Source organism: Halopenitus sp. POP-27, from assembly GCF_029889855.1.
Taxonomy (GTDB): Archaea; Halobacteriota; Halobacteria; order Halobacteriales; family Haloferacaceae; genus Halopenitus; species Halopenitus malekzadehii.
Genome location: NZ_JARANU010000011.1, coordinates 32,224 through 53,330, shown reverse-complemented (window position 1 = coordinate 53,330; position 21,107 = coordinate 32,224). Strand labels below are relative to the sequence as shown.

Sequence of the window (21,107 nt, the reverse complement as noted above, 5' to 3'; positions counted from 1 at the left end):
CTATCGGAAACGAGATTTGGACCGAATCTAGCCTGTCGGAGCCCCAGCAAACGCGTAGCGTTAGTGACCCACACTCAGTCTGGAACGAGGAAAGGAGGTGTCTCTCCCCAGAAATCCCGTATACAGTATCGAGTGGAGATAGCCTCCGGTGTCAAGCTCCGCAAGTAAGTCACGATAGTGTAGCGGAACGATGACGGAGACATTCGCCTCGTGAAGGAGACGAGAGTCTCGGAGCGCTAGTGGTTTCGATACTCGACGAGTCCGCCGTCCTTGATCAGTTCCTTCGCAACGATGTTTCGGCAGATCTCGTTAGTCCCCTCGAAGATCTCGAAGATCTTCGCGTCACGGTAGTACTGCTCGATCCGATAGTCCTTGGAGTACCCGTGCCCACCGTGTAACTGGAGCGCTTCATTGGCAACCTCTCGAGCCGTCTCGCTGGCTTTGATCTTGGCGAGGGCGCAGTGTTTCGGTGAGACGACTCCCTCATCGAGAAGCGAAGCGGTCCGATAAGTGAGTTGGCGTGCCGATTCGATTCGCATACTCATATCCGCGAACTTCCACTGCAAACCCTGGAAATCGGTGAGTGTTTCGTCGAACTGCTCGCGCTCGCGGGCGTAGGAGAACGCCTTATCGAAGGCACCCTGTGCGAGACCGATACCGAAGGCGCCGACGCTCTTGGCCCGGTTCTTGTTGAACCAGTCCATCAGATGGAGGAAGGCTTCCCCCTCCTCCCCGATCATCCGCCACTCGGCTACGCGGGCGTCGTCGAGGTACACCGTCGTGTTGTTCTCGGCGTGAAGGCCCATTAGGTCGGAATCCTCCGTCGAGTAGCCCTCCTGATCCGTGTCGACGATGAAAGCACTGATCCCCTCGTGAGGGTCGTCCTCCTTACGCGGACCGGTCCTGGCAAAGACGATCGTATAATCGGCGATCCCGCCGTTGGTGATCCAAAGCTTCGTCCCGTTGATGACGTACTCGTCACCGTCCTGCTTCGCGGTCGTTTCGATCCCGGTGACGTCGCTTCCACCCTGTGGTTCCGTGATCGCGACACCGCCCGTCATCTCGCCTTCGGCCGTTGGTTGGACGAAGGCCTCTTTCTGTTTCTCGGTCCCGTGGTCAACGATCAGGTTCGCGGCCGCACTCCACGACCCGATCGCGACGCCGATGGCCGGATCAACTCGACAGAGTTCCTCGGTGATCACGACCTCCGTGAGATATCCCATATCCGTTCCGCCGTACTCGACGGGGAGGAGCGAGCCAGTGAGCCCCATCTCGTTCGCTTGATCAACGATCTCGCGTGGATATTCGTGGTTCCGGTTGTATTCCTGGGCGACCGGCTCGATTTCGTTCTCAGCGAACTCACGAACCGTCTCCCTGACGGCTTGTTGCTCATCAGTCAGGCCAAACTGCATACAAAGTAGAATTGAGTACCACTACTTAAACTTATCGCTGTTGGTGAGGTGATGGGGCGGGTTCTTGATCGAACGTACGTCAGGATGACAGGAATCGATACCGACGGATGGTATCGTTCGACGGTTATCGACTGTACTGGTAGCTCACCGTGATCGATTCCGTACACTCTCGAGCGAGCTTCAACAGATCTTCTTGGTAGTCCTCGTCTTTCATCCGTTCGGTTGGACAGGCGATCCCGATCGCCCCGATCGGTTCACCCTCGACGACGATCGGGACACCCATCGTCCCCACACCGACGACGTGCTGGTCCCAGTCAACAGCGTACCCGGTCTCTCGAATCGTCTCGAGTTGGTCGCGTAATCGTTTCTCGTCGGTGATCGTGTGGGTGGTGGCCGCCGTGAGCCCGTGGCTGTCGATAATATCGGTGATCCGCGAGGGTGGCAACTCGGCGAGGATCGTCTTACCAGCAGCCTGGGAGTGCAGCGGCGCGGACATTCCGGAGTATAGACCGAGATCGATCGATTCCTCTTTCGATTCCTCCTGAAGAACGATCGTCCGTCCAGCTTCCTCGATCGAGAGCGTAACGGACTCGCCGGTCTCATTGGCGAGTCGTGATATGTCCCCACGAGCGACCTGAAAGATTCGCTGACGATGCTTGATTCGCGATCCGGTATTCAAAAACATATAGCTCAGCCGATACTGTCCGTCCTCCCCGATGACGAATCCCGTCTCTCGAAGTGATCGGAGATACACGTAGGCAGTGCTCTTTGGCATACCCAGTTCCTCGGCGATGCGTGAGGGACCCGCCGGCCCATTGTCACGGAGCGTCTCAACGACCTCGAAGGCCCGTTCGACGGACTGCATCGGCGGCGTGCTTTCGTTCATACGTATCGGTATTGACCGCTACCCAATTAACTCGTTCGGGTATGTTAAACCGAGGGAGCATCCTTCTGTGGAGGCTCCGGAGCCCGGAACTCGCCGAAACCCTCGAGATGCTCAAGCCAGGAGAGGCAAGGATACACCGCCGAAATATCAACTAGCGGCGGATGAGCAGCAAGCAGGGATCAGTTCGTAGCACTACCGATCCCGTTGGACCGACGTAACGGACGATCGAACGAGGAGTACCGAGCACGTCACAGTATGACTGTTCAAAATAGCTAAACGAATGTAGTGTGCTCGCGATGAGTGACGATCGCCGATCGCGTCTCCGTAGGACTCTCTATAGGAGATGCTGCGGTTAATTACAAAACTATGTTTGTAATTGTTTGGAGTGTCGAAAGGCCGGGCGAACTGTTTACCGAGTGCCGCGAGATCATATGAGGGTCGTCATCAAACGTATTACAATCATACTATAGTAATTTATTCACCCGACGAACGGCGAATCAGCAATGTGTCTAATATAGTTAAACGAACTCTTGTTTCGATGGCTGCTTCAGACCTCACCGGTCTCAAGCGGGCCACTCGGAGCGACCGTATGGACCGCGTCTGCTCATCGTTGTGGATACGAGACAACTTATGAACCGCCATAGATCGACGTGCATCGAAAGGATCCGACAGCGGTGTATTCCGAGTGAATCGCGTCACCGAGTTACTACTCGAAGCGGCGGATGATATGTCCAAATGATCAAAATATATTTATACTAGCAGTAACGAGTGCCCAGTTGATGAAGGCCTTGGTCACGGTCAAGGAAGTGGCAACCGTCGGAGAGGAATTCGAGATCGATGAGACGGAGATCCCGCCGAAGTATCTCGAAACGGAGCTTAACGAATGGGATAGCTTCGCCCTCGAAGAGGCAGTCCAACTCCGGGAAGCGGATATCATCGAAGAAGTCGTCACGGTTACGATCGGCCCAGAGAGCTGTGAGGATACTATCAGGCAGGCGCTCGCGAAGGGCGCCGACAGAGGGATCCGGATCTGGGACGAGGCGCTCGAGGACGTCCCACTGCTGGACGTGAACGCGAAAACGGAGATCCTCAGTGCAGTCGTCGAATCCGAGAATCCTGATTTGATTCTGTCCGGCGTTCAGGCGGGAGACGACGGGTTCGGCGCGACCGGCGTCTCGCTGGCCCGCGAGATAGGCTTCCAGTGGGGGGCGGTCGTCAATCATCTTCACCACGAGATTGAGGATGGCGTGGCCGCCGTCCGCCGTGAACTCGAAGGCGGAATCGAGGAGGAGACCGAGATCGAACTCCCCGCGATTCTGACGATCCAATCGGGGATCAACGAACCACGCTATGCGAGTATGCGCGGGATCCGGCAGGCCCGCCAGAAGGAACTCGCTGCGATGACGTTGGCTGACCTCGGCGTCACGAGCGACGCCGTCACGCCCGAACTCAGACTCACCGATATGTACGAACCCGAAACCGAGAGCGCCGCGACCGTTTTCGAGGGGGATGCCGACGAGACGGCCGGACAGTTGGCTGATCTGCTTGAGAACAAGGGGGTGGTCCAATGACGGACGTCCTCGCCGTCGCCGATCATCGGCAAGGGTCGTTGCGGGACGTGAGCTTCGAACTGGTCACCGCCGCGACGAAACTGACCGAACAAACGGGTGGGGACCTCCATCTCTTGATCATCGGTGGACCGGTCGAAGAGTTCGCCGAGAAACTGAATCTACAGGGCGTCGACGTGATCTACACCGTCGACGAAGGGATGGAATTCAATCACGACATCTACGTTCAGGCGGTTACGCAGGTATACGAGGCGGTGGCCGCGGAGTACGTGGTGGCTCCGAACAGCGTCAACGGTCTCGATTACGTCCCAGCTGTCGCAAACACGCTCAATCTCCCACTGGCAACCGACGCCATCGGACTCGACGCGAACGATGCGACGCTCACCGTGACACGGGAGATGTACGGGGGAAAGGTCGCGACGACGAACGAGTTGGATGGGCCCGCAGTCGTCACGATTCGTGGTGCGGAGTGGCCGATGGCTGAAGGCCCGGGAACGGCTAGCGTCAAAACCGTCGATTTCAGCCTTGATGAGGGAAGCGTCGGTTCCCGTGTTACGGGCTTCCGTGAGACGACGGGTGGCGGAGTGGACATCTCGGAGGCGGACGTCCTTGTCTCGATCGGACGCGGGATCGACGAGGAGGAGAACCTAGCGATCATCCGCGAGCTGGCGGAGGTACTCGATGCGACGATCTCCTGTTCCCGCCCGATCGTCGACAGCGGGTGGCTTCCGAAGAACCGACAGGTCGGACAGTCCGGTAAGGTCGTGACGCCCGATGTGTACCTTGCCATCGGGATCTCCGGAGCGGTGCAACACGTGGCTGGTATGAAAGGGTCGGATGCCATCGTGGCGATCAACACCGATCCGGATGCGCCGATTATGGACATCGCCGACTACGCGATCCACGACGACCTCTTCGACGTCGTTCCGGCACTCACTGAGCAGTTCCAGTAGATGCTTCGAACCCGTAGGCTGGTCACCCACCCGTAACAAGTCGTCGCACCGGAATACGAATCCAGGTGCTGGACACAAACTTCTTTATGTTATCTCTCGTCACATCGTATTATGGTGCAGTACTACGAAGACCTCGAACCCGGTTCGGAGTTCGAAGTCGGTACGTTCACGCTACGCAGGCACGAAATCGTCGAATTCGCCGAACGGTTCGACCCCCAGCCCTTCCATTTGGACGAGCAAGCCGCCAGTGAATCGATGTTCGGCCAACTCATCGCCAGTGGACTGCACACTCTCTGTGTTGCGACCCGTGTCTTCACCGAAGAATATCTGCAAGCGGAGGATAACGTAGCGATTATGGGTGGGGTTGGAATCGATCAGCTTCGATGGCACCAACCCGTGACTCCGGACCAGGACCTGACACTCGGCGTCGAGATTCAGTCGAAATCGGACGAAGACTGCCACCCTAACGGCGGATACGTCGATTTTAAACGAACAGTAGCAAACGCGGACGGTGAACCTGTGATGACGGATCTGTCCCGCGGGATCATCGAGAAACGACCCGCATAGCGACCATCGAAGTGAGGTGCCAGCGCTCAGCCAGCTTTGCGACGCGAGGGAGACACATCGACCATATCGGCTGAAGATCTGCAGCCTCAGTGTTCGAGTGTGACATCACGTGCATACTGGCCCGTCGCGGAATAGGCTTGCGGACGTCCTCACGATCAGGAGAATAGAAGGAAAAACCTTTTGCTTGATGATGTGGTCCACCACGGTATGATTACGCAAAGCCAGCTTTTGCAGCGGAACGTACGATATCGAGGCGACTCCGTCGCGTTGCAACTGCTTGATGGTGGTGAGGAGTGGACGTACGCGGAGTTCGACGAACGAGTGAACCGCGTCGCAAGCGGACTCCAACAACGGGGACTCCGTGAGGGCGACCGTGTGCCGATCGTGTTATACAACACGCCGGAATTCCCGCTGTCGGTGTACGCCTGCTACAGGATCGGCGCGATCCCGGTACCGCTGAACTATATGTTCAGTGCGGCCGACTTCGAGTACGTGATCGACGACCTGAACGCCGAGGCGATCGTCTACGACCACGACGATCGTGAGACGATCCGGACGGCCATCGAGAACTCCGGAACGTCCCTCAGATCGATACAGGTCGGTGGGGCACCGCCGCAGGGAGAGACCTTCAAGAGCGTCCTCGACAGCGGCATCGATAGCGAACCCTCGCCTGTAAGCCCGAACGACGGACGCATTTCCTATATTCTCTACACCAGCGGCACCACCGGACGACCGAAAGGCGTCGTCGTCAGCCAGGCATCCGCTTACCATCGTATCCAGCAAGCACACACCGCGCAGGGACATATCACCCAGGAAACGGTCGGCCTCCAACTCTCCCCGTTCTTCCACGCTGGTGGAATGGGTACGATGATAAATCCCGTGTTGTGTGCCGGCGGCTCTCTCCTGCTTGCAAAGGATTGGGGGCCCGATATGGCGCCGGAAGCAGTGAGTGAACACGGCGTCACGTACGTCGTCACGGTTCCGACCGTCGCCAAGCGAATGGCGGATCGAAATGATATCGATGAGTTCGACTTCTCGACGGTCGAGGTGCTCCATTGTATGGGTTCTCCGCTTTCAAAACAACTCGTGACTCACCTTTCCAAATCGTTGACGCCCAACATCTTCAACGCCTACGGTTCGACCGAATCGATGTACGACCTCATCCTTCGTCCCGAGGACCTCCCGGAACACGCCGGGAAAACGGGACGACCCAGCGCTGCCAAACAGGTCCGGATCGCGAAGTACGATCCGAAGGAAGGGGTTTCTCCGGAAGAGGAAACCGACGTCGGCGAGGAGGGTGAGTTGCTCGTCAAAGGCGAAGGGCTCGTCGACTACTACTTCAACGCACACGATGCCACGAACCGGTCCTTCGAGGATGGATGGTATCGAACGAAGGATCTGGCCGTTCGTGACGAGGCGGGTTACGTGACGATCACGGGCCGGGCGGACGATATGATCCTGAGCGGTGGTGAACTCGTTTCACCGGTCGAAGTCGAGGAAACCCTCGAAGGATACGATGCCGTCGCTAGCGCGATCGTCGTTGGCGTTCCGGACGAAGAGTGGGGTCAGAGAGTGAAGGCATACGTCTCGGGGGCCGGGGTGACGGAAGACGAGCTTGATGCGTACTGCAAGCACGACTCCGATCTGGCAGATTACAAACGGCCACGGGAGTATGAATTCGTCGAGTCGGTGAAACGGACGGCTACAGGCAAGAAGCAACGATTCAAGTACCGACCGGACTGACCCATGGGTCGGTCGCCCCAAACGGCCACCTACCTCGCGAGTGTTCACCATGCTTATCGACCGATAGACGTCACTCTCAAGCCCGCCAGGCCGTCAGACCAGCGATCGTCTCGACCCATAAATATATATGTATCGAAGTAGAGTTATCGGTATCCGACGTATGAGTGAAGTACTATCGACCGACGGTCTCACAAAGTCCTTCAGCGGGTTCCTCGCGATCGATAACGTCGACTTCGCCATTGAGCAAGGCGAGCTCAGGGCACTCATCGGACCCAATGGAGCAGGAAAGACCACGTTCTTCAACCTCCTTTCAGGGACGTTCTCGCCTACAGAAGGGACGATCGAAGTCAACGGGGAGGACATTACTGGGAAGCAACCGCACCAGATCGCCGATCACGGGATCGCGAGGTCGTTCCAGATCTCGAACCTCTTCGACGGAATGACCGTGATGGAGAACCTTCGTCTCGGAGTCCTTTCGACGAGAACGGATGGCTTTTCACTATCATTTCTTGCTTCCGACATCGAAAATGACGAGCAGATGAAATCGCAAGCCTACGAGGTCGCACGACAGGTCGACTTGGGGGACGCCGCTGACACCGAGGTGAGCGAGCTCTCGCACGGACAGAAACGCAAACTCGAGATCGGGATCGCACTCAGCCTCGATCCCGAGTTGCTCTTGCTCGATGAACCGGCAGCCGGACTCACAACTGACGAAACGATGGAACTGGTCGATACGATCCGAAGCGTCAGCGATGACCGGACGATCCTGTTGATCGAGCACGATATGGAGTTGGTTCACGACCTTGCCGATACGATCAGCGTGTTACACCACGGGGAGTTGATCGCCGAAGGTGATCCGACGGACGTGAGGGAGAACAGCCAAGTACAGAACGTGTACCTTGGAGGTGAATAGCGATGCTTTCGGTGGACGAGATCCACACCTACTACGGAGATTCCCACGTGTTGAACGGGATTTCCATTGACGTCGACGAATCGGAAGTGGTCGCACTTCTGGGACGCAACGGGGCCGGCAAAACGACCACGTTACGATCGATTATGGGTCACCAGCCGCCGCGGCGAGGAACGATTGAACTACGGGATGAGGACATTACCGGACTCGCTCCCGAGGACGTCTTCCGAAAGGGCATAGGATTCGTCCCCGAGGATCGAGGTATATTCCCGGATCTGACCGTCCGTGAGAACCTGCTCGTTGGGATCGGTTCGAACCGGAACACCGAGGAAGCACTCACACCGGCGTTCGAGTACTTCCCGCGGCTTGAAGAGCGGATCGGACAAAAAGCCGGGACTCTTTCGGGTGGTGAACAGCAGATGCTCTCGATCGGGCGCGTTATCGTCTCGAAGCCAGATGTTCTGCTCATCGACGAGCCGACCGAGGGACTGATGCCGAAGCTCGTGACTGAGATCGGCGAGATCATCGACCAGCTCAACCAAGATGGACATACTATCGTCCTGGTCGAGCAGAATAGTCAACTAGCGCTCGATGTCTCCGATAAGGCGTACATCATCGAAAAGGGAGAAGTGAAATATAGTGGTGCTTCAACCGAGTTGAACGATAACGAAGCGATACTCGAAGAGTATCTAACCGTCTGAGCGTCTCTGACCCCGTCGGACTGATGAGTATCTACACCGACCGCACTTGGTCGCGTTACGTTTGGCGTGCATTGTGGTAGGCAGCGAAAGGCTTCGAGCCAGTTTTGAGCTGTCTCGAGGGCGGCAGTGCTAAATATATGAACACTATGATTTTTGCTATTCTATAGTTAAGTAAACACGTTCGATGGCATTCCGATTTCCATAGCGAACCGCTCGAAATCGATAGTCGTCTTTACCAAGGACCGGATCGAGACCATTTACGTCAGCAACGTGAAATTCGACGTCAGTAAGCCAGTAGCACCGGTAACGCTCGGTGAGAACCGATCACGTTATCTATTTCGTCACGATCGAATAGAGGCTCACGTGGAGAGTTGATTAGTACATTGATTGACTGCACTGTACAGCCAGAACCGCTATCCGTGGAAACGGATCATCATTCCGTCAACACCAGGCTGATCCGTCGGATCGGCTGTAGCTCTGTTTTATAAACCCAGTTGTGAATAGCGACGGGACCACGATCGATTCCAAAGATTTCGATTTAATTATTTACTACTCATTCACACATACTATATTTTATATCATTTTCCGCTTCCGCTCGCCAGCACGGTGTTCGATCTCACTTCACAAATGATAAATCAATCCACGCGATGCCCTCACTAACATAACACGGCTCCTTCGTCGCAGTGTTCCGTTACCTGACTTCGGACGGTAGACGAACATTTCGCCGATCACCGAGATATTCATCTCGACAGCCAGTAACCGGTTTTTCCGGCGGTATTTAACAAAACTTTCAAAAATACATATAGTATATGAATATGAAATATTTTCATCAGAGGGCTGATGAGTACCATCCGCACTGCGATGGTTTCGGCCACTTGCTGCGGTCTTCTGGGTCACGGATCAGGTCTCCCACGGTGTCGATCGGTGGATTACTCTCGGAACGAGTCCCGAAGCACTCGGCCCGTCCCACACGTATCTCCGGCGAAATCGGACGATAGCCGACGCTTCGGACGACCGTCCATCGTACTACAAACGCAAGAAAACCCCAACGTGCCGCCGCGTGCGACGCCGCCCTATCCGTCCTTGTTCACGTTGACGTCGTCGAAGGTCACGTCGCGTTCGGTGACGTCGACGGTCATCGAGCCGATCTCCTCGATGGTGGCCTCGATCGTGTCGCCGTCGGCGAGCGCGCCGACGCCCTCGGGCGTGCCCGTGGTGATCACGTCGCCGGCCTCGACGGTGGCGCCGATGGAGGCGTACTGGACGACGTTGCCGCAGGTGTAGACCATGTCCGAGGTGTTGTCCGACTGCTGAACCTCGCCGTTGAGTTCGAGCTCGAGGTCGAGGTTCTGGGGGTCGTCGATCTCGTCGGCCGTGACGACCGCCGGGCCGATCACGGTGAAGGTGTCGTAGGACTTCCGGTTCGATCGGTCCTGGTCGCCGCGGACGGAGATGTCGAGCAGGATGGTGTAGCCGAAGATGCTGTCCCAGGCCTCCTCGGTGGAGACGTCCTTGACGTCCTCACCCATCACGAACGCGAGCTCGACCTCGTGGTCACACCGCCGGTCCGAGAAGGGGAGCTCGATCCCGTCGTCGGGGCCCACGACGCTCGAAGGGGCCTTCAGGAAGTAGCCCTTGTCCTCGATCGAGAACCACTCGTCGGTGGTGATGTCGCGGTCGGAGATCGCCTCCTCGATGTGGTTCTCGTAGTTCAGCGGCGCGGCGATCACCTTGCCGGGCCGGCGGATCGGCGAGCCGAGGTGGGCGTCCTCGACCGCGACGTCCGCCTCGGCGTCGGCGTACTCGCTCGCGTCGTGGTCTCCCTCGATGTACTCCGCGAGCGGATCGTCGGACTCGAGCCCGAGTCGGTCCGTGAGATCGATGATGCCGGTTCCGTCGTCGGTGAGCAATCCGAGGCGACCCTCGTCGTACTGGACGAATTGCATACCCGTGTGACTCGTGGGCGCATACATAATCATGACGAAGTCGGATCCCGCGGATCGGGGTCGATCGAGTCCGGACATGTTCGCCGGATCGTTCACCCCGCTGCTGGCGGTACGCCGATACCGAGATGTCCGCCATCCACGACGGTCGACGGGGTAGCGCCACGCCGGAGGGAATCGACCACGCGTCCGGGTTCCACTGCGGCTCGACCGCCCTCCGCGGGCTGTCGAACCGGTACGGGTGGGGGCTGTCGGAGACCGCCTGTTTCGGGCTCGGCGGCGTCGGGTTCACCTACTTCACTCCCCGATCGGGGCCGGACCGTGCGTTCTTCGGCCGCCCACCGGATCTGGAGACGACCGTCCTCGACCGGATCGGCGTGGGATACGACCGTCGCTCGGACGATGACTGGGAGCACGCTCGTCACCGTCTCGAAGCGCAGCTCGCGAACGGAAATCCCGTCCTGCTCGCCACGGACGTCGCCGGCCTCCCCTACTTCGACTCCGAGACCCACTTCGCGCCACACCGCGTCCTCTGTGTCGGGCTCGAGGGCGACGATGACGGATCGACTCCCCGCCGAATCGCGCTGGTCGCCGACAACGAGTTCGACGACGTCAAACGGGTCCCGTTGGCGACCCTCCGGGAGGCGATGACCGACGACCACCTGGTCCCGATCCGGAACCGGACCACGGTCATCACCGATCCGCGCCCCGAGAGAGGCGGGACGGCGTTCACGAAAGGGGCGACGGGGGACGGAGCGGCCGCGAAGGAGGCGATCGAGACGACGGCCCGATCGATGCTCGACCCGTCGACGACGGCTGACCCGTACGGCGGTGCGGTGCCGGCGACGACCGGTATCGCGGGAATACGGGCGCTCGCAGCGGACCTTCCGGACTGGGCCGACCGAACCGACCCACGGTGGACCGCCCGGATGGCGGCCCAGAACGTCGACGCGCGGGGGACCGGGGGCGGAGCGTTTCGGCGCCCCTACGCGTCGTTCCTGGAGCAGGCAACCGACGTCGTCCCGGGGCTTCCCGAGACGGCGCCGCGCCGAATGTGCGCGATCGCGGACGACTGGTCGCGGCTCGCGACGGCGTTCAGGCGCGCGAGCGAGGCCGAGACCACCGCGGAGCTGTCGGCGTCTCTGGAACGAGCGTCTCGTCGGATTCGAACGATCGCCGAGCGCGAGGAGCGGTTCTGGAAGCGGGTACTCGTGGCGGTCGCGTGAGCGACAGGGCCCGGCATCGACTGCGGGCGGATATTCGGGAGGACGTCGCGGATGGGCCCGGACCGACCGCGGAGGACAACAATTATTGGGACCGGTCACCGTTCGATACGTACTCACGTCCCATATGAACTACCTCGACGCATTCGACCGGTCGGTCCGGTGTCATCCCGAGCGGGACGCGGTCCGGACCGACGACGGTCGATCCCTGACGTACGCCGACCTGGACGATCGAACCGACCGCCTGGCGACCGCCCTCGAGACGCTCGCGCCGGGCGAGCGCGTCGCCACGCTCGCGTACAACGGCAGCGAGGTGGTCGAGGTCCTCCTCGCGAGCCACAAGCGCGGGCTCGGCAACGTCCAGCTCCCCTTCCGCGAGAGCGCCGGCGCCCTGGCGGAGATGCTCGAACCGACTGACCCGGCGGTACTCGTCTTCGACGGCCGAACCGCCGAGCGCGCCCTCGACGTCCTCGACCGGACCGCGATCGAAACCGGGGTCAGCATCGACGGTGACGGGACTGACCGCGAGGACGTTCGCGAGTACGAGTCGATCGTCGCCGACGTCGACCCCGACGCCGGCCGGCCGCAGTCCCACGGGAACGAACACGGAATGTTGTTCACGAGCGGGACCACCGGCGTCGCCAAGGCGGTCCCGTTCGACCAGGAACAGCTGTGGTACGGGAGCACCCAGGACGTCATGGAGATGCAGCTGGATCATCGCGACGTCGGCGTGATCGCGACGCCGTGGTACCACATGGTCACCACGAACGCGTGGATCATGCCGCATCTGCAGGCCGGCGGCACGCTCGTGATCCAGACCGCCTTCGACCCGTCGGAGACGCTCTCGCTGATCGAGTCGAACGAGGCGACCGGGCTGATCGCGGTTCCGACCCAGCTCCATACGCTCGTCGACGAGCAGCGCGAGGGCGGGTACAACCTCGCGTCGCTCTCGTACATCCGCACCGGCGGGTCGGTCGTGACCGAGGAGCTCTCCGAGGCGGTCGCCGAGCACCTCTGCGAGGGGCTCTACAACACCTACGGGCTCACCGAGGGCGGGCCGAACCTGGCGTTCGCCGACCCCGAGACCCAGCGGGCGAACCCCGGCACGATCGGCACCGAATCGTTCACGTGGGAGGTGCGTGTCGTCGAGTCCACCGGCCCGGAGGTCGAGCCCGACCCGACCGCCACGGTCGATCCCGGCGAGACCGGCGAGGTGATCGGGAACAGCCCCGGGATGGCCACCGAGTACGTCGGCCGGCCACACGAGAGCGAGCGACTGACCGTCGACGGCTGGCTGCGAACCGGTGACGTCGCCCGGATCGACGAGGACGGGCTCCTCTACATCGTCGACCGGGTGGACAACATGATCGTCAGCGGCGGCGAGAACGTCTATCCCCAGGAGGTCGAGAACGCCCTGACCGCCCACGAGAACGTCGATGCCGCCGCGGTCGTCGGTCGCGAGGACGATCGATGGGGCCAACGCATCGCCGCCGTCGTCGCCGTCACCGGGGACGTGTCCGAGGCGGACCTCGACGAGCACTGTCGGGTCCACGACGGGCTCGCCGACTTCAAGCGCCCCCGCGAGTACGTGATCACCCGGGAGTCGTTCCCGCGGACCGAGACCGGGAAGCTCCGACGCGGCGACGTGCGAACGAGGTTCTTCGAGGAGTAGCGCGGCCGCCGCAACCGCGGGACGAGCGGTCGAGACGAACGGACGGAACGGACGGAACAGACGAACGGACGGAACGGACGAGACGGGCGGAAGAGACGTGTTTTCGAGACGAGCGATCGACGCGGACTACGAGGAGGGCTCGGCCTCGGCGTAGAAGTTGAACGCCTCGAGGACGGGACGGTCGCTCATTCCGAGCAGGATCGCCTCGTCATCGGGCTCGTGGTGATGGATCTCGTCGGGCGGGACGATGAAGACGTCCCACTGGCTCCACTCGAGGGCCTCGTCGCCGACGTGGGTCGCGCCCTCGCCCTCGATGACGAAGTACACCTCGGTGGCGTTGTGGAAGTGCGGGTCGGTCGGCCCCTCGTTCAGCAGCTGGGCGCGGAACGTCATCGTCGGGAACAGCGGCGGGCTCCCGGTCGCCGGGTTGACGTACGAGAGGCTGTAGCCGTCGTGAGGATCGGGCTCGTCGTTGTCGGCGCGCTGGCGGAGCGCCTCGAGCATCTCGTCCCAGCCGAACCGGTACGGCGGCGTCGGCTCGCGGATCCCCTCGAAGGGACCCGGGATCGAGCCGTCGCCGGCGCCACCTTCCGGGCGGCCGTTGCCGTACTGGGAGTCCCAGTACCCCGGCGTCTTCGTCACGGGCTGGCGCTCGAGCTCGTGGTTCTCGAAGACGTTGCGGGCGTTCATCGAGTCGAGCACGAGCGGCAGGTCGAGGACGTCGAGCCAGGCGGCGGTCTCGTCGGAGTCGTTGACGTGGTCGTGCCACTCCCACTGCGGAGTGGTGATCAGGTCGTTGTCCTGCATCGGGAACTCCTCGCCGGCGACGACCGTCTTCATATCCTCGTGGCCGTCGATCGAGAACCGGAGAGCGTTCGCTCCGTGGCGGTGTGACGGAGCGGTTTCGCCCGGCGAGACCGTCTGGATCCCGACGTAGATGCTGTTCGAGATCGCGTGAGCGGTGTTGATCGGAACGGCGACGCGGCGCTGGAACCCCGGCGGCAGATCGGCGATCGGCACGTCCTCCTCGATGTGGTCGATCGCCTCCCGGATGTCGTCCCACTTCCAGACGCCCGGCTCGGGGTCGTCCAGGGCGGTTCCCATCTCGTCCTCGACCTCCCACAGCGGACGGAGACTGTGCTCCTCGAGGATCGCCCGGGTTTCGGAACTCAGTTCCAGGAGCTCCTCGGGATCGGACTCTGTCTGTGCCATAGTGTCCCGTTCGCACAGGATCGACATAAGTGTATTGGAGGTCGATGCCGGTCGGACTGACACCGGGGCGAGCGGAGGCGCTCCCTATGTTTGCGCTTCGAAGACGTCGCCGGTCGCGAAGACCGCCCGACAATCCTCACAGACCATCCGCCGTTGGACTGCGTACTCCCAGAGCTTCCCCCCGCAGTCGAGACAGTCGAAGTGTGCCTGCACGAACGGGCTCTCCTCGGCGTAGGGGTTCTCGAACTCGGCCATACGCGACGACACGGGTGGACCGCTCAAAAGGATATCGCCGAGAACCGATCACGGGGAAAGATTGAATCGACGGGCGGTCGAGGTTTGGATCGATGATCGACGAGATCGCCCCTGACGTCTACGACGTGACCGTTCGCGAGCATGCCGGCGGCCGTTACCGCGTCTTCCTGTTCGACGGCGCGACCCCGACGCTCGTCGACGTCGGCTTCGCGGACACGGTCGATCGGGTCACGGCGGCAACCGACGAACTCGGGATCGATCCGGAACGAGTCGTGATCACCCACGGCGATGGCGACCACGTGGGCGGGCTCCCGGGCGTCATCGACGCGTTCGATCCCGAGGTGTGGGTCCCCGAGGGGCTCGCGCTCGGGGAGGCGATCGATGCCACCCTCGAGGCGAATTCCGATCGACGGACTGACGACGGCTCCGGCGCGGACGGGAACGCGGCGTCGATCCGTCGGTACGGCGACGGCGACACGATCGGTCCCTTCGAGGCCGTCGCGACGCCGGGTCACACGCCGACCCATCACTCGTTGGTGGACGAGGACGCCGGGATTGCGGTCCTCGGGGACGCCGTCTTCGGCGCCGATGCACGCGGGCTCCCGGAGGGATCCGTCGTCCTCCCGACCGCCCACTACTCGGCGGACCTGAACGCGGCGGACGAGAGCCTGGAGAAACTCCTCGCGTTCGAGTTCGACGTCGGGCTCGTCTACCACGGGTCGAGCGTGCTCGAGAACGCGAGCGAGACGATCGACCGGTTCGTGAACTTCGCCGGGAAGGCCTGACGCGGCGGCGCCGTCACGGCCCGGCCGAGGAGGTGTCGAAAGGGATATGCCGGCGGTCTCTGTACACGGCGTATGAACGTTGGTAGCCTGTTCCAACCGACGTCGATCGCCGTGGTGGGGGCCTCCCGGTCCCCGGAGAAGATCGGCCATCAGGTGCTCGTCAACCTCCGGACGTTCGACGGCACGGTGTACCCGGTCAACCCCTCCACAGAGGGGGAGATCTTCGGCTGGGAGTTCGTGGGATCGACGACGGAGATCGACGACGACGTCGACCTCGCGCTCGTGGCGGTGCCGGCACCGGTCGTGCCGGACGTCATCGAGGAGTGTGCCGACGCCGGGATCGACGCCGCGGTGATCTACGCCGGCGGCTTCGCCGAGGCGGGTCCGGAGGGCGAGGACCGCCAGAACCGGATCGTTGAAACGGCGACCGCCCACGAGATGGCGGTGCTCGGGCCGAACACGAGCGGGTTCGTGATCCCCGGAGATGGGTTGTGTGGCTCCTTCGCGAGCGGTGTCGAGGAGGTTCCCGCGGGCGGTACCTGCGTGATCGCCCAAAGCGGCGGCGTCGCCCACTCGCTGGCGTTCCAGACGCTCCGGGAGGGACGCGGGCTCTCGGCGATGGTCGGACTCGGCAACCGCGCGACGGTCGGGTTCCCGGAGGCGATCGCCCACTTCGACGACCACGAGGACACCGACGCGATCGTGCTCCACGTCGAGGGCACCGACCGGGGTCGCGAACTCCTTGAGGCATCACGGGCCGCGGACACGCCGGTGATCGCCTACAAGGTCGGCGAGTCGGACGTGGGCGCGTTCGCGGAGTCACACACCGGCGCGTTGACCGGCGACCACGAGCTCTACCTCGCCGGCTTCGAGCAGTACGGGATCCCGACCGTCGAGTCGACACAGGAACTGCTCGACGGCGCCGCCGTACTGGGTGACGGGCCACTCCCGGCTGGGCCCAACGTCGGCGTCATCACCGCCCAGGCCGGTCCGGGGATCATCATCGCCGACCGGATCCAGCGCTCCGGCGGACGGCTCCCCGAACTCGCCGACGCGACGAGCGAGGAGATCGCTGCGATCCTGCCGGGGATCACCTACGCCGAGAACCCGGTCGACACCGGCCGGCCGATGCCCGAATTCGGCGACGTCGTCGCCGCAGTCGCGGAGGACGACGCGGTCGATATCGTCCTCGTGAACGAGCTCTACGAGGAGGCGCTCGGGCTGCCCGTCGATCGGATGCAGTCGCTCGTCGAGACGGTCGAGAAGCCGATCGTCTTCGCGACCGACGGCCCGCCGGCGGACTTCGAGGCCGACGTCGCCGCGCTCCGCGATCTCGGGATCCCCGTGTTCCACTCGCCCGAGCGTGCGGCCGACGTCGTGAGCCTGCTCGCGCGCTACGGCGCGCTCGCGGGCGAGGGCGGGTCCGAAGAGTCCGCCGGGTCCGCAGGATCCGGCGGAGGGAGGAGGACGGAGACGAACGACGAACCCGCCGAGTCGACGGGGGTGAGCACCGATGTCTGATCGGAGCGGCGCCGTCGACGGAGCGACCGATCTCGACACCGCAACCCGGATCGACGGGGACGCCGTCGCGTCGATCATCGAGCGCGCTCGCGCCGCGGGCCGTACCACGCTGACCGAGGCGGAGTCGAAGTCGCTGCTCGATGCGGCCGGGATCGAGACGCCCGACCGCGCCGTCGTTGGCGACCCGGAGGAGGCGATCACGGCCGCGGAGGCGATCGGCTATCCGGTCGTCGCGAAGGTCTCCTCGGCGGCGGTCACCCACAAAAGCGAGTGGGCGGACGGCGCCGGCGTCGCGCTCGATCTCGCGGACGCGGACGCGGTCGCTGACGCGACCGCCGCGATCCGCGAGGCTGCGGCCGCCGAGGGGATCGACGCCGAGGTGCTGATCGAGGATGCCGCCGACCTCGAGGGAGGAACCGAAACCATCGTCGGCGGGATGAACACCCCCTCGTTCGGTCCCGTGACGCTCGTTGGGCTCGGGGGCGTCTTCGCGGAGGTCTACGAGGACACCGCCCACCGGATCGCGCCGGTCTCGGAGCCGGAGGCACGTGCCGCCGTCGAGTCGCTGACGGCCGAGCCGCTGCTGTCGGGCTACCGCGGCCGCCCGCCGGGCGACGTCGACGCGCTCGTCGAGACGATCCGGGCCGTCGGCGACCTCCTCGTCGAGACGCCCGCGATCGACGAGATCGACGTCAATCCCGTGCTCGTCTCGCCGGACGGCGCGGTCGCGCTGGACGCCCTCGTCGTCCTCGAGGGGTGACGCGAATGCGGGGTGAGACGTCGTCCCGAAGCGGACCGGGGCACCGACCCCGGGGCCGACCCCGACGTCGTGGTCGAATGTCCCAACGTGGGCGAACACTGGACCGGGATCGGGATCGCCGTCGACGCGATCCGGAGGTGGAGCCGTGACCGGACGGCTCCGCGAGCGTCTCGGTCGCCCCGCGGTCGCGTTCCCGATCGCGGCGATCGCGGGCGCGATCCCCCTCATAGCCGTCGGCGGCGATCCGGGGCGGATGCTCTCGATCACGGTGTTCTGCATCGGCCTCTGGGTGCTCGCACCGATCCGGCCGGCGTACACGAGCGTGATCGGGATCGGGCTGCTCGCGGCCGTCTTCTCGCCGGAGATGGCGCTGTCGGGGTTCAGCTCGTCGGCGACGTGGCTGGTCGGCTTCGGCCTGTTGATGGGCGTCGCGACCCGGCGGAGCGGGCTGGCGGGGCTCGCCAGCGACCGCGTGATCGCCCGCTGTGTGCCGGCGTCGGTCCGGGACGGCGACGGGACGATGGAACCGACGCGGATCTATCGACGTCTCCTCATCGGACTCGGGCTGTCCGCGCACGCGCTCGCGCTGCTCGTCCCCTCCGCGCTCGTTCGGGTGCTGCTGCTCGCGCCGATCCTCTCGGCGATCGGCTCGCGGTTCGATGATCGGACGGCCCGGGTCGGGCTCTATCTGGGCCCCCTGTTCGCGACCTTCTACGGGTCGCCGGGGTTCCTGACGGCCGACCTGCCGAACATCATCATCTCCGGATTGGCGGCGTCGCTGGCCGATCACACGATCGCCTGGAGCGAGTGGGCGATCCACCTGTATCCCGTGATGGGGATCACGCGCGTGATCGCCGTGATCGCGGTCGTCTACGTCCTGTTCCGGCCCGACGCCGACTCGACGGTCACGTTCGCCGGAGAGGACGCCGACGTGGAAAACGTTGGTTCGGAGGACGTCGACGTGGAGGACGTTGGTGCGGGTGCGGCCGTCGATCCGGAGGGGGCCGACGACGCGGGTGGACCCTCCCGACCCGGCCGGATGTTGGCGTTCCTGCTCGTCGGGACGACGATCTGGATGACCGACTTCATCCACGGACTCGATCCGGTCGTCGGCGCGCTCGCGGTCGTCGTGCTCGCGTTCCTGCCGGGGATCGGCGTCGTCTCCTTCGAGATCGTCGACGCCGAGGCGGACTTCACGATCCTCTTTTTCGTCGCGGTCGTCCTCTCGATCGGCGACGGCCTCGCGTCGACCGGCGTCTCCGAGACTGCGGCGACGGCGCTTTTGGGGTCGATCCCGGCTGACGTCCCGCTCGCGGTGAGTCTCACGCTCGTCTACCTGAGCACCGCCGTCCTGGCGCTGTTGATGGAGGGGCTGGCCGTGGCGAGCGTGCTCACCCCGGTGCTCATCCAGTTCGCCGAGGCGTCCGGGCTTCCGCTGACGCCCGTCCTGCTCTCGGAGACGCTCGCGCTCAGCACCTACTTCTTCCCGTACCAGTCGGCGGTGTTGATCGCGATGCTCGCGGAGGGCGACGTCGAGACGGGCGAGCTGATCCGGACAACCGCCGCCTGCTCGCTTGTGACGATGGTCGTCCTCTTCCCGCTTCAACTGCTGTGGTTCGGGGTGCTGTACTGAGGGGTCGATCGTGTCCGCGGTGGGGGACGGAACGACCACGTCCACGGAGAACGGGACCGGCCGCACTCACGACGGGACCGCAAACGCTTTGATGCTCGTCGCGTAACGCGAACACGTCCCATATGAGCGAACCTACCACGGACGCGCCGGTGTTGATCGCCGGCGCTGGGCCGGTCGGGATGACGACGGCGCTGGCGCTGCACGCCCGCGGCGTCGAGTCGACGATCCTCGAACGTGACCCCGAAGACCGCGATCGGTCCGGAAGCCGGGCGATCTACGTGCACGGATCGACGCTACGAACCCTCGAACGGGTCCACCCCGGTCTCGGAACCGACCTCGTCGATGAGGGGCTCGTCTGGCCGACCCGCCACACGCGCTGGCGCGGCAAGCAGGTGTTCCGGCGGACCTACGACTCCCCGGGCGGGTCCGGCGACATTCCGCATTTCACCAGCCTCCCGCAGGTCGTGACCGAGGAGTACATGCACGAGGCGGTGGCGGAGGCCGGAATCGACATCCACTGGGAGGCCGAGGTCGACACGGTCGACTCCTCGAGCGACGGCGTCACCGTCGAGACGACCGACGGCCGCGAGTGGAACGGGGAGTACCTGGTGGGCGCCGACGGCGGCGGCTCACAGGTCCGCAACGAGATCGGCGCGAACTTCGAGGGCGACCAGTCGGAGAACTCCTTCATCATCGCCGACATCGAGGACCCCGACGAGGACCCGCTGCCGCTCGAGCGATTGTTCCACTACGACGCCCCCGAGACCGACGGCCGAAACGTCCTGCTGGTCCCGTTCGAGGGCGGCTGGCGGCTCGACATCCAGTGTTTCGAGGACGACGATCCCGAAGTCCTCACCGAGGACGGACGGATGCGCGAGTTCGTCCGCGACGTGATGGGCGAGGAGTACGTCGACCACATCACCTGGGTGTCGACCTACAAGTTCCTGCAGGTGATGGCGGACTCCTTCGTGGACGAGCACCGGCGCGTGCTGCTGGCCGGGGAGGCAGCCCACCTGCTTGCCCCCTTCGGCGCCCGCGGGATGAACTCCGGAGTCGCCGACGCCGACGAGGCGGCCTCCGCGATCGCGGTCGCCGTCGACGCTCGGACCGATGCCGTCGCCCGCGACGAGGTCGAGCTCTACGCCGCCCGCCGTGAGAAGGCGGCCGAGTTCAACCTGAACGCGGCCGGGCAGGCGCTCGAGTACCTCCAGGGTGACGATCCGGTCACCGTCCTCCGCAAGGAGGCCGCCGCGTCGCTGGCGGACCACTTCGAGTCGGCCGGTGAGTGGCTCGATGACGCGCCCTACGGTCCCCACGGCACCCCGCCGATCGTCTCGACGGGCAACTACTGATCGCGGCACCC

Annotated in this window: 18 protein-coding genes; 13 read left to right on the top strand and 5 right to left on the bottom strand. The window is 63.1% G+C overall.

Annotated features, from left to right (window positions below; all coding sequences use genetic code 11):
* Nucleotides 1-236: 236 nt before the first annotated feature.
* Nucleotides 237-1,412 (bottom strand): acyl-CoA dehydrogenase family protein, encoded by a 1,176-nt coding sequence (locus OQF70_RS08360; RefSeq protein WP_280536966.1) that lies wholly within the window; start codon nt 1,410-1,412, stop codon nt 237-239.
* A 124-nt stretch (nt 1,413-1,536) separates the two neighbouring features.
* Nucleotides 1,537-2,298: an IclR family transcriptional regulator gene (locus OQF70_RS08355; RefSeq protein ID WP_280536965.1), complete on the bottom strand. Its 762-nt coding sequence runs from the start codon at nt 2,296-2,298 to the stop codon at nt 1,537-1,539.
* A 779-nt stretch (nt 2,299-3,077) separates the two neighbouring features.
* On the opposite strand from OQF70_RS08355, the gene OQF70_RS08350 reads away from it, so the two are divergent.
* From OQF70_RS08350 to OQF70_RS08325, 6 genes are all read left to right on the top strand, one after another.
* Nucleotides 3,078-3,869, top strand: coding sequence for an electron transfer flavoprotein subunit beta/FixA family protein (locus tag OQF70_RS08350; protein ID WP_280537024.1), 792 nt, complete (start codon nt 3,078-3,080; stop codon nt 3,867-3,869).
* Nucleotides 3,866-4,819, top strand: a complete 954-nt coding sequence (locus tag OQF70_RS08345) for an electron transfer flavoprotein subunit alpha/FixB family protein (protein ID WP_280536964.1) — start codon at nt 3,866-3,868, stop codon at nt 4,817-4,819. The genes OQF70_RS08350 and OQF70_RS08345 overlap by 4 nt, the downstream gene beginning before the upstream one ends.
* Nucleotides 4,820-4,930: 111 nt before the next feature.
* On the top strand, nt 4,931-5,386 hold the full coding sequence (locus OQF70_RS08340; RefSeq protein ID WP_280536962.1) for a MaoC/PaaZ C-terminal domain-containing protein: 456 nt from the start codon (nt 4,931-4,933) through the stop codon (nt 5,384-5,386).
* Nucleotides 5,387-5,593: 207 nt separating this feature from the next.
* Entirely contained in the window at nt 5,594-7,129 is a 1,536-nt protein-coding gene (locus OQF70_RS08335; RefSeq protein ID WP_280536960.1) for a class I adenylate-forming enzyme family protein, read from the top strand.
* A gap of 127 nt (nt 7,130-7,256) precedes the next feature.
* Complete coding sequence (locus OQF70_RS08330) at nt 7,257-8,042, top strand: ABC transporter ATP-binding protein (protein WP_280536958.1); 786 nt, start codon at nt 7,257-7,259, stop codon at nt 8,040-8,042.
* A 2-nt stretch (nt 8,043-8,044) separates the two neighbouring features.
* The gene (locus OQF70_RS08325; protein WP_280536956.1) at nt 8,045-8,740 is read left to right on the top strand and encodes an ABC transporter ATP-binding protein; all 696 of its coding nucleotides are present in this window, start codon (nt 8,045-8,047) and stop codon (nt 8,738-8,740) included.
* Between the two features lie 1,073 nt (nt 8,741-9,813).
* Here the strand turns inward: OQF70_RS08325 and OQF70_RS08320 are convergent.
* Nucleotides 9,814-10,686: a fumarylacetoacetate hydrolase family protein gene (locus tag OQF70_RS08320; RefSeq protein ID WP_280536954.1), complete on the bottom strand. Its 873-nt coding sequence runs from the start codon at nt 10,684-10,686 to the stop codon at nt 9,814-9,816.
* Nucleotides 10,687-10,811: 125 nt separating this feature from the next.
* Here OQF70_RS08320 and OQF70_RS08315 point away from each other — a divergent pair, with 125 nt between their 5' ends.
* Complete coding sequence (locus OQF70_RS08315) at nt 10,812-11,909, top strand: BtrH N-terminal domain-containing protein (RefSeq protein ID WP_280536953.1); 1,098 nt, start codon at nt 10,812-10,814, stop codon at nt 11,907-11,909.
* A gap of 124 nt (nt 11,910-12,033) precedes the next feature.
* Nucleotides 12,034-13,578 carry an AMP-binding protein gene (locus OQF70_RS08310; protein WP_280536951.1) on the top strand — a complete coding sequence of 515 codons (1,545 nt, stop codon included), beginning with the start codon at nt 12,034-12,036 and terminating at the stop codon, nt 13,576-13,578.
* Nucleotides 13,579-13,704: 126 nt separating this feature from the next.
* Here the strand turns inward: OQF70_RS08310 and OQF70_RS08305 are convergent, their stop codons facing one another.
* Together OQF70_RS08305 and OQF70_RS08300 are read right to left on the bottom strand one after the other, a co-directional pair.
* On the bottom strand, nt 13,705-14,790 hold the full coding sequence (locus OQF70_RS08305; RefSeq protein WP_280536950.1) for a cupin domain-containing protein: 1,086 nt from the start codon (nt 14,788-14,790) through the stop codon (nt 13,705-13,707).
* Nucleotides 14,791-14,874: 84 nt separating this feature from the next.
* Nucleotides 14,875-15,045, bottom strand: a complete 171-nt coding sequence (locus tag OQF70_RS08300) for a hypothetical protein (RefSeq protein ID WP_177167421.1) — start codon at nt 15,043-15,045, stop codon at nt 14,875-14,877.
* A gap of 92 nt (nt 15,046-15,137) precedes the next feature.
* Here OQF70_RS08300 and OQF70_RS08295 point away from each other — a divergent pair, with 92 nt between their 5' ends.
* From OQF70_RS08295 to OQF70_RS08275, 5 genes are all read left to right on the top strand, one after another.
* Nucleotides 15,138-15,830, top strand: coding sequence for an MBL fold metallo-hydrolase (locus OQF70_RS08295; RefSeq protein ID WP_280536949.1), 693 nt, complete (start codon nt 15,138-15,140; stop codon nt 15,828-15,830).
* A gap of 72 nt (nt 15,831-15,902) precedes the next feature.
* On the top strand, nt 15,903-17,351 hold the full coding sequence (locus OQF70_RS08290) for a CoA-binding protein (RefSeq protein ID WP_280536948.1): 1,449 nt from the start codon (nt 15,903-15,905) through the stop codon (nt 17,349-17,351).
* Nucleotides 17,344-18,111, top strand: coding sequence for an acetate--CoA ligase family protein (locus OQF70_RS08285; RefSeq protein WP_280536947.1), 768 nt, complete (start codon nt 17,344-17,346; stop codon nt 18,109-18,111). The genes OQF70_RS08290 and OQF70_RS08285 overlap by 8 nt, the downstream gene beginning before the upstream one ends.
* Nucleotides 18,112-18,256: 145 nt before the next feature.
* Nucleotides 18,257-19,744, top strand: coding sequence for an SLC13 family permease (locus OQF70_RS08280; RefSeq protein WP_280536945.1), 1,488 nt, complete (start codon nt 18,257-18,259; stop codon nt 19,742-19,744).
* Nucleotides 19,745-19,866: 122 nt separating this feature from the next.
* On the top strand, nt 19,867-21,096 hold the full coding sequence (locus OQF70_RS08275; RefSeq protein WP_280536944.1) for an FAD-dependent monooxygenase: 1,230 nt from the start codon (nt 19,867-19,869) through the stop codon (nt 21,094-21,096).
* Nucleotides 21,097-21,107 lie beyond the last annotated feature (11 nt).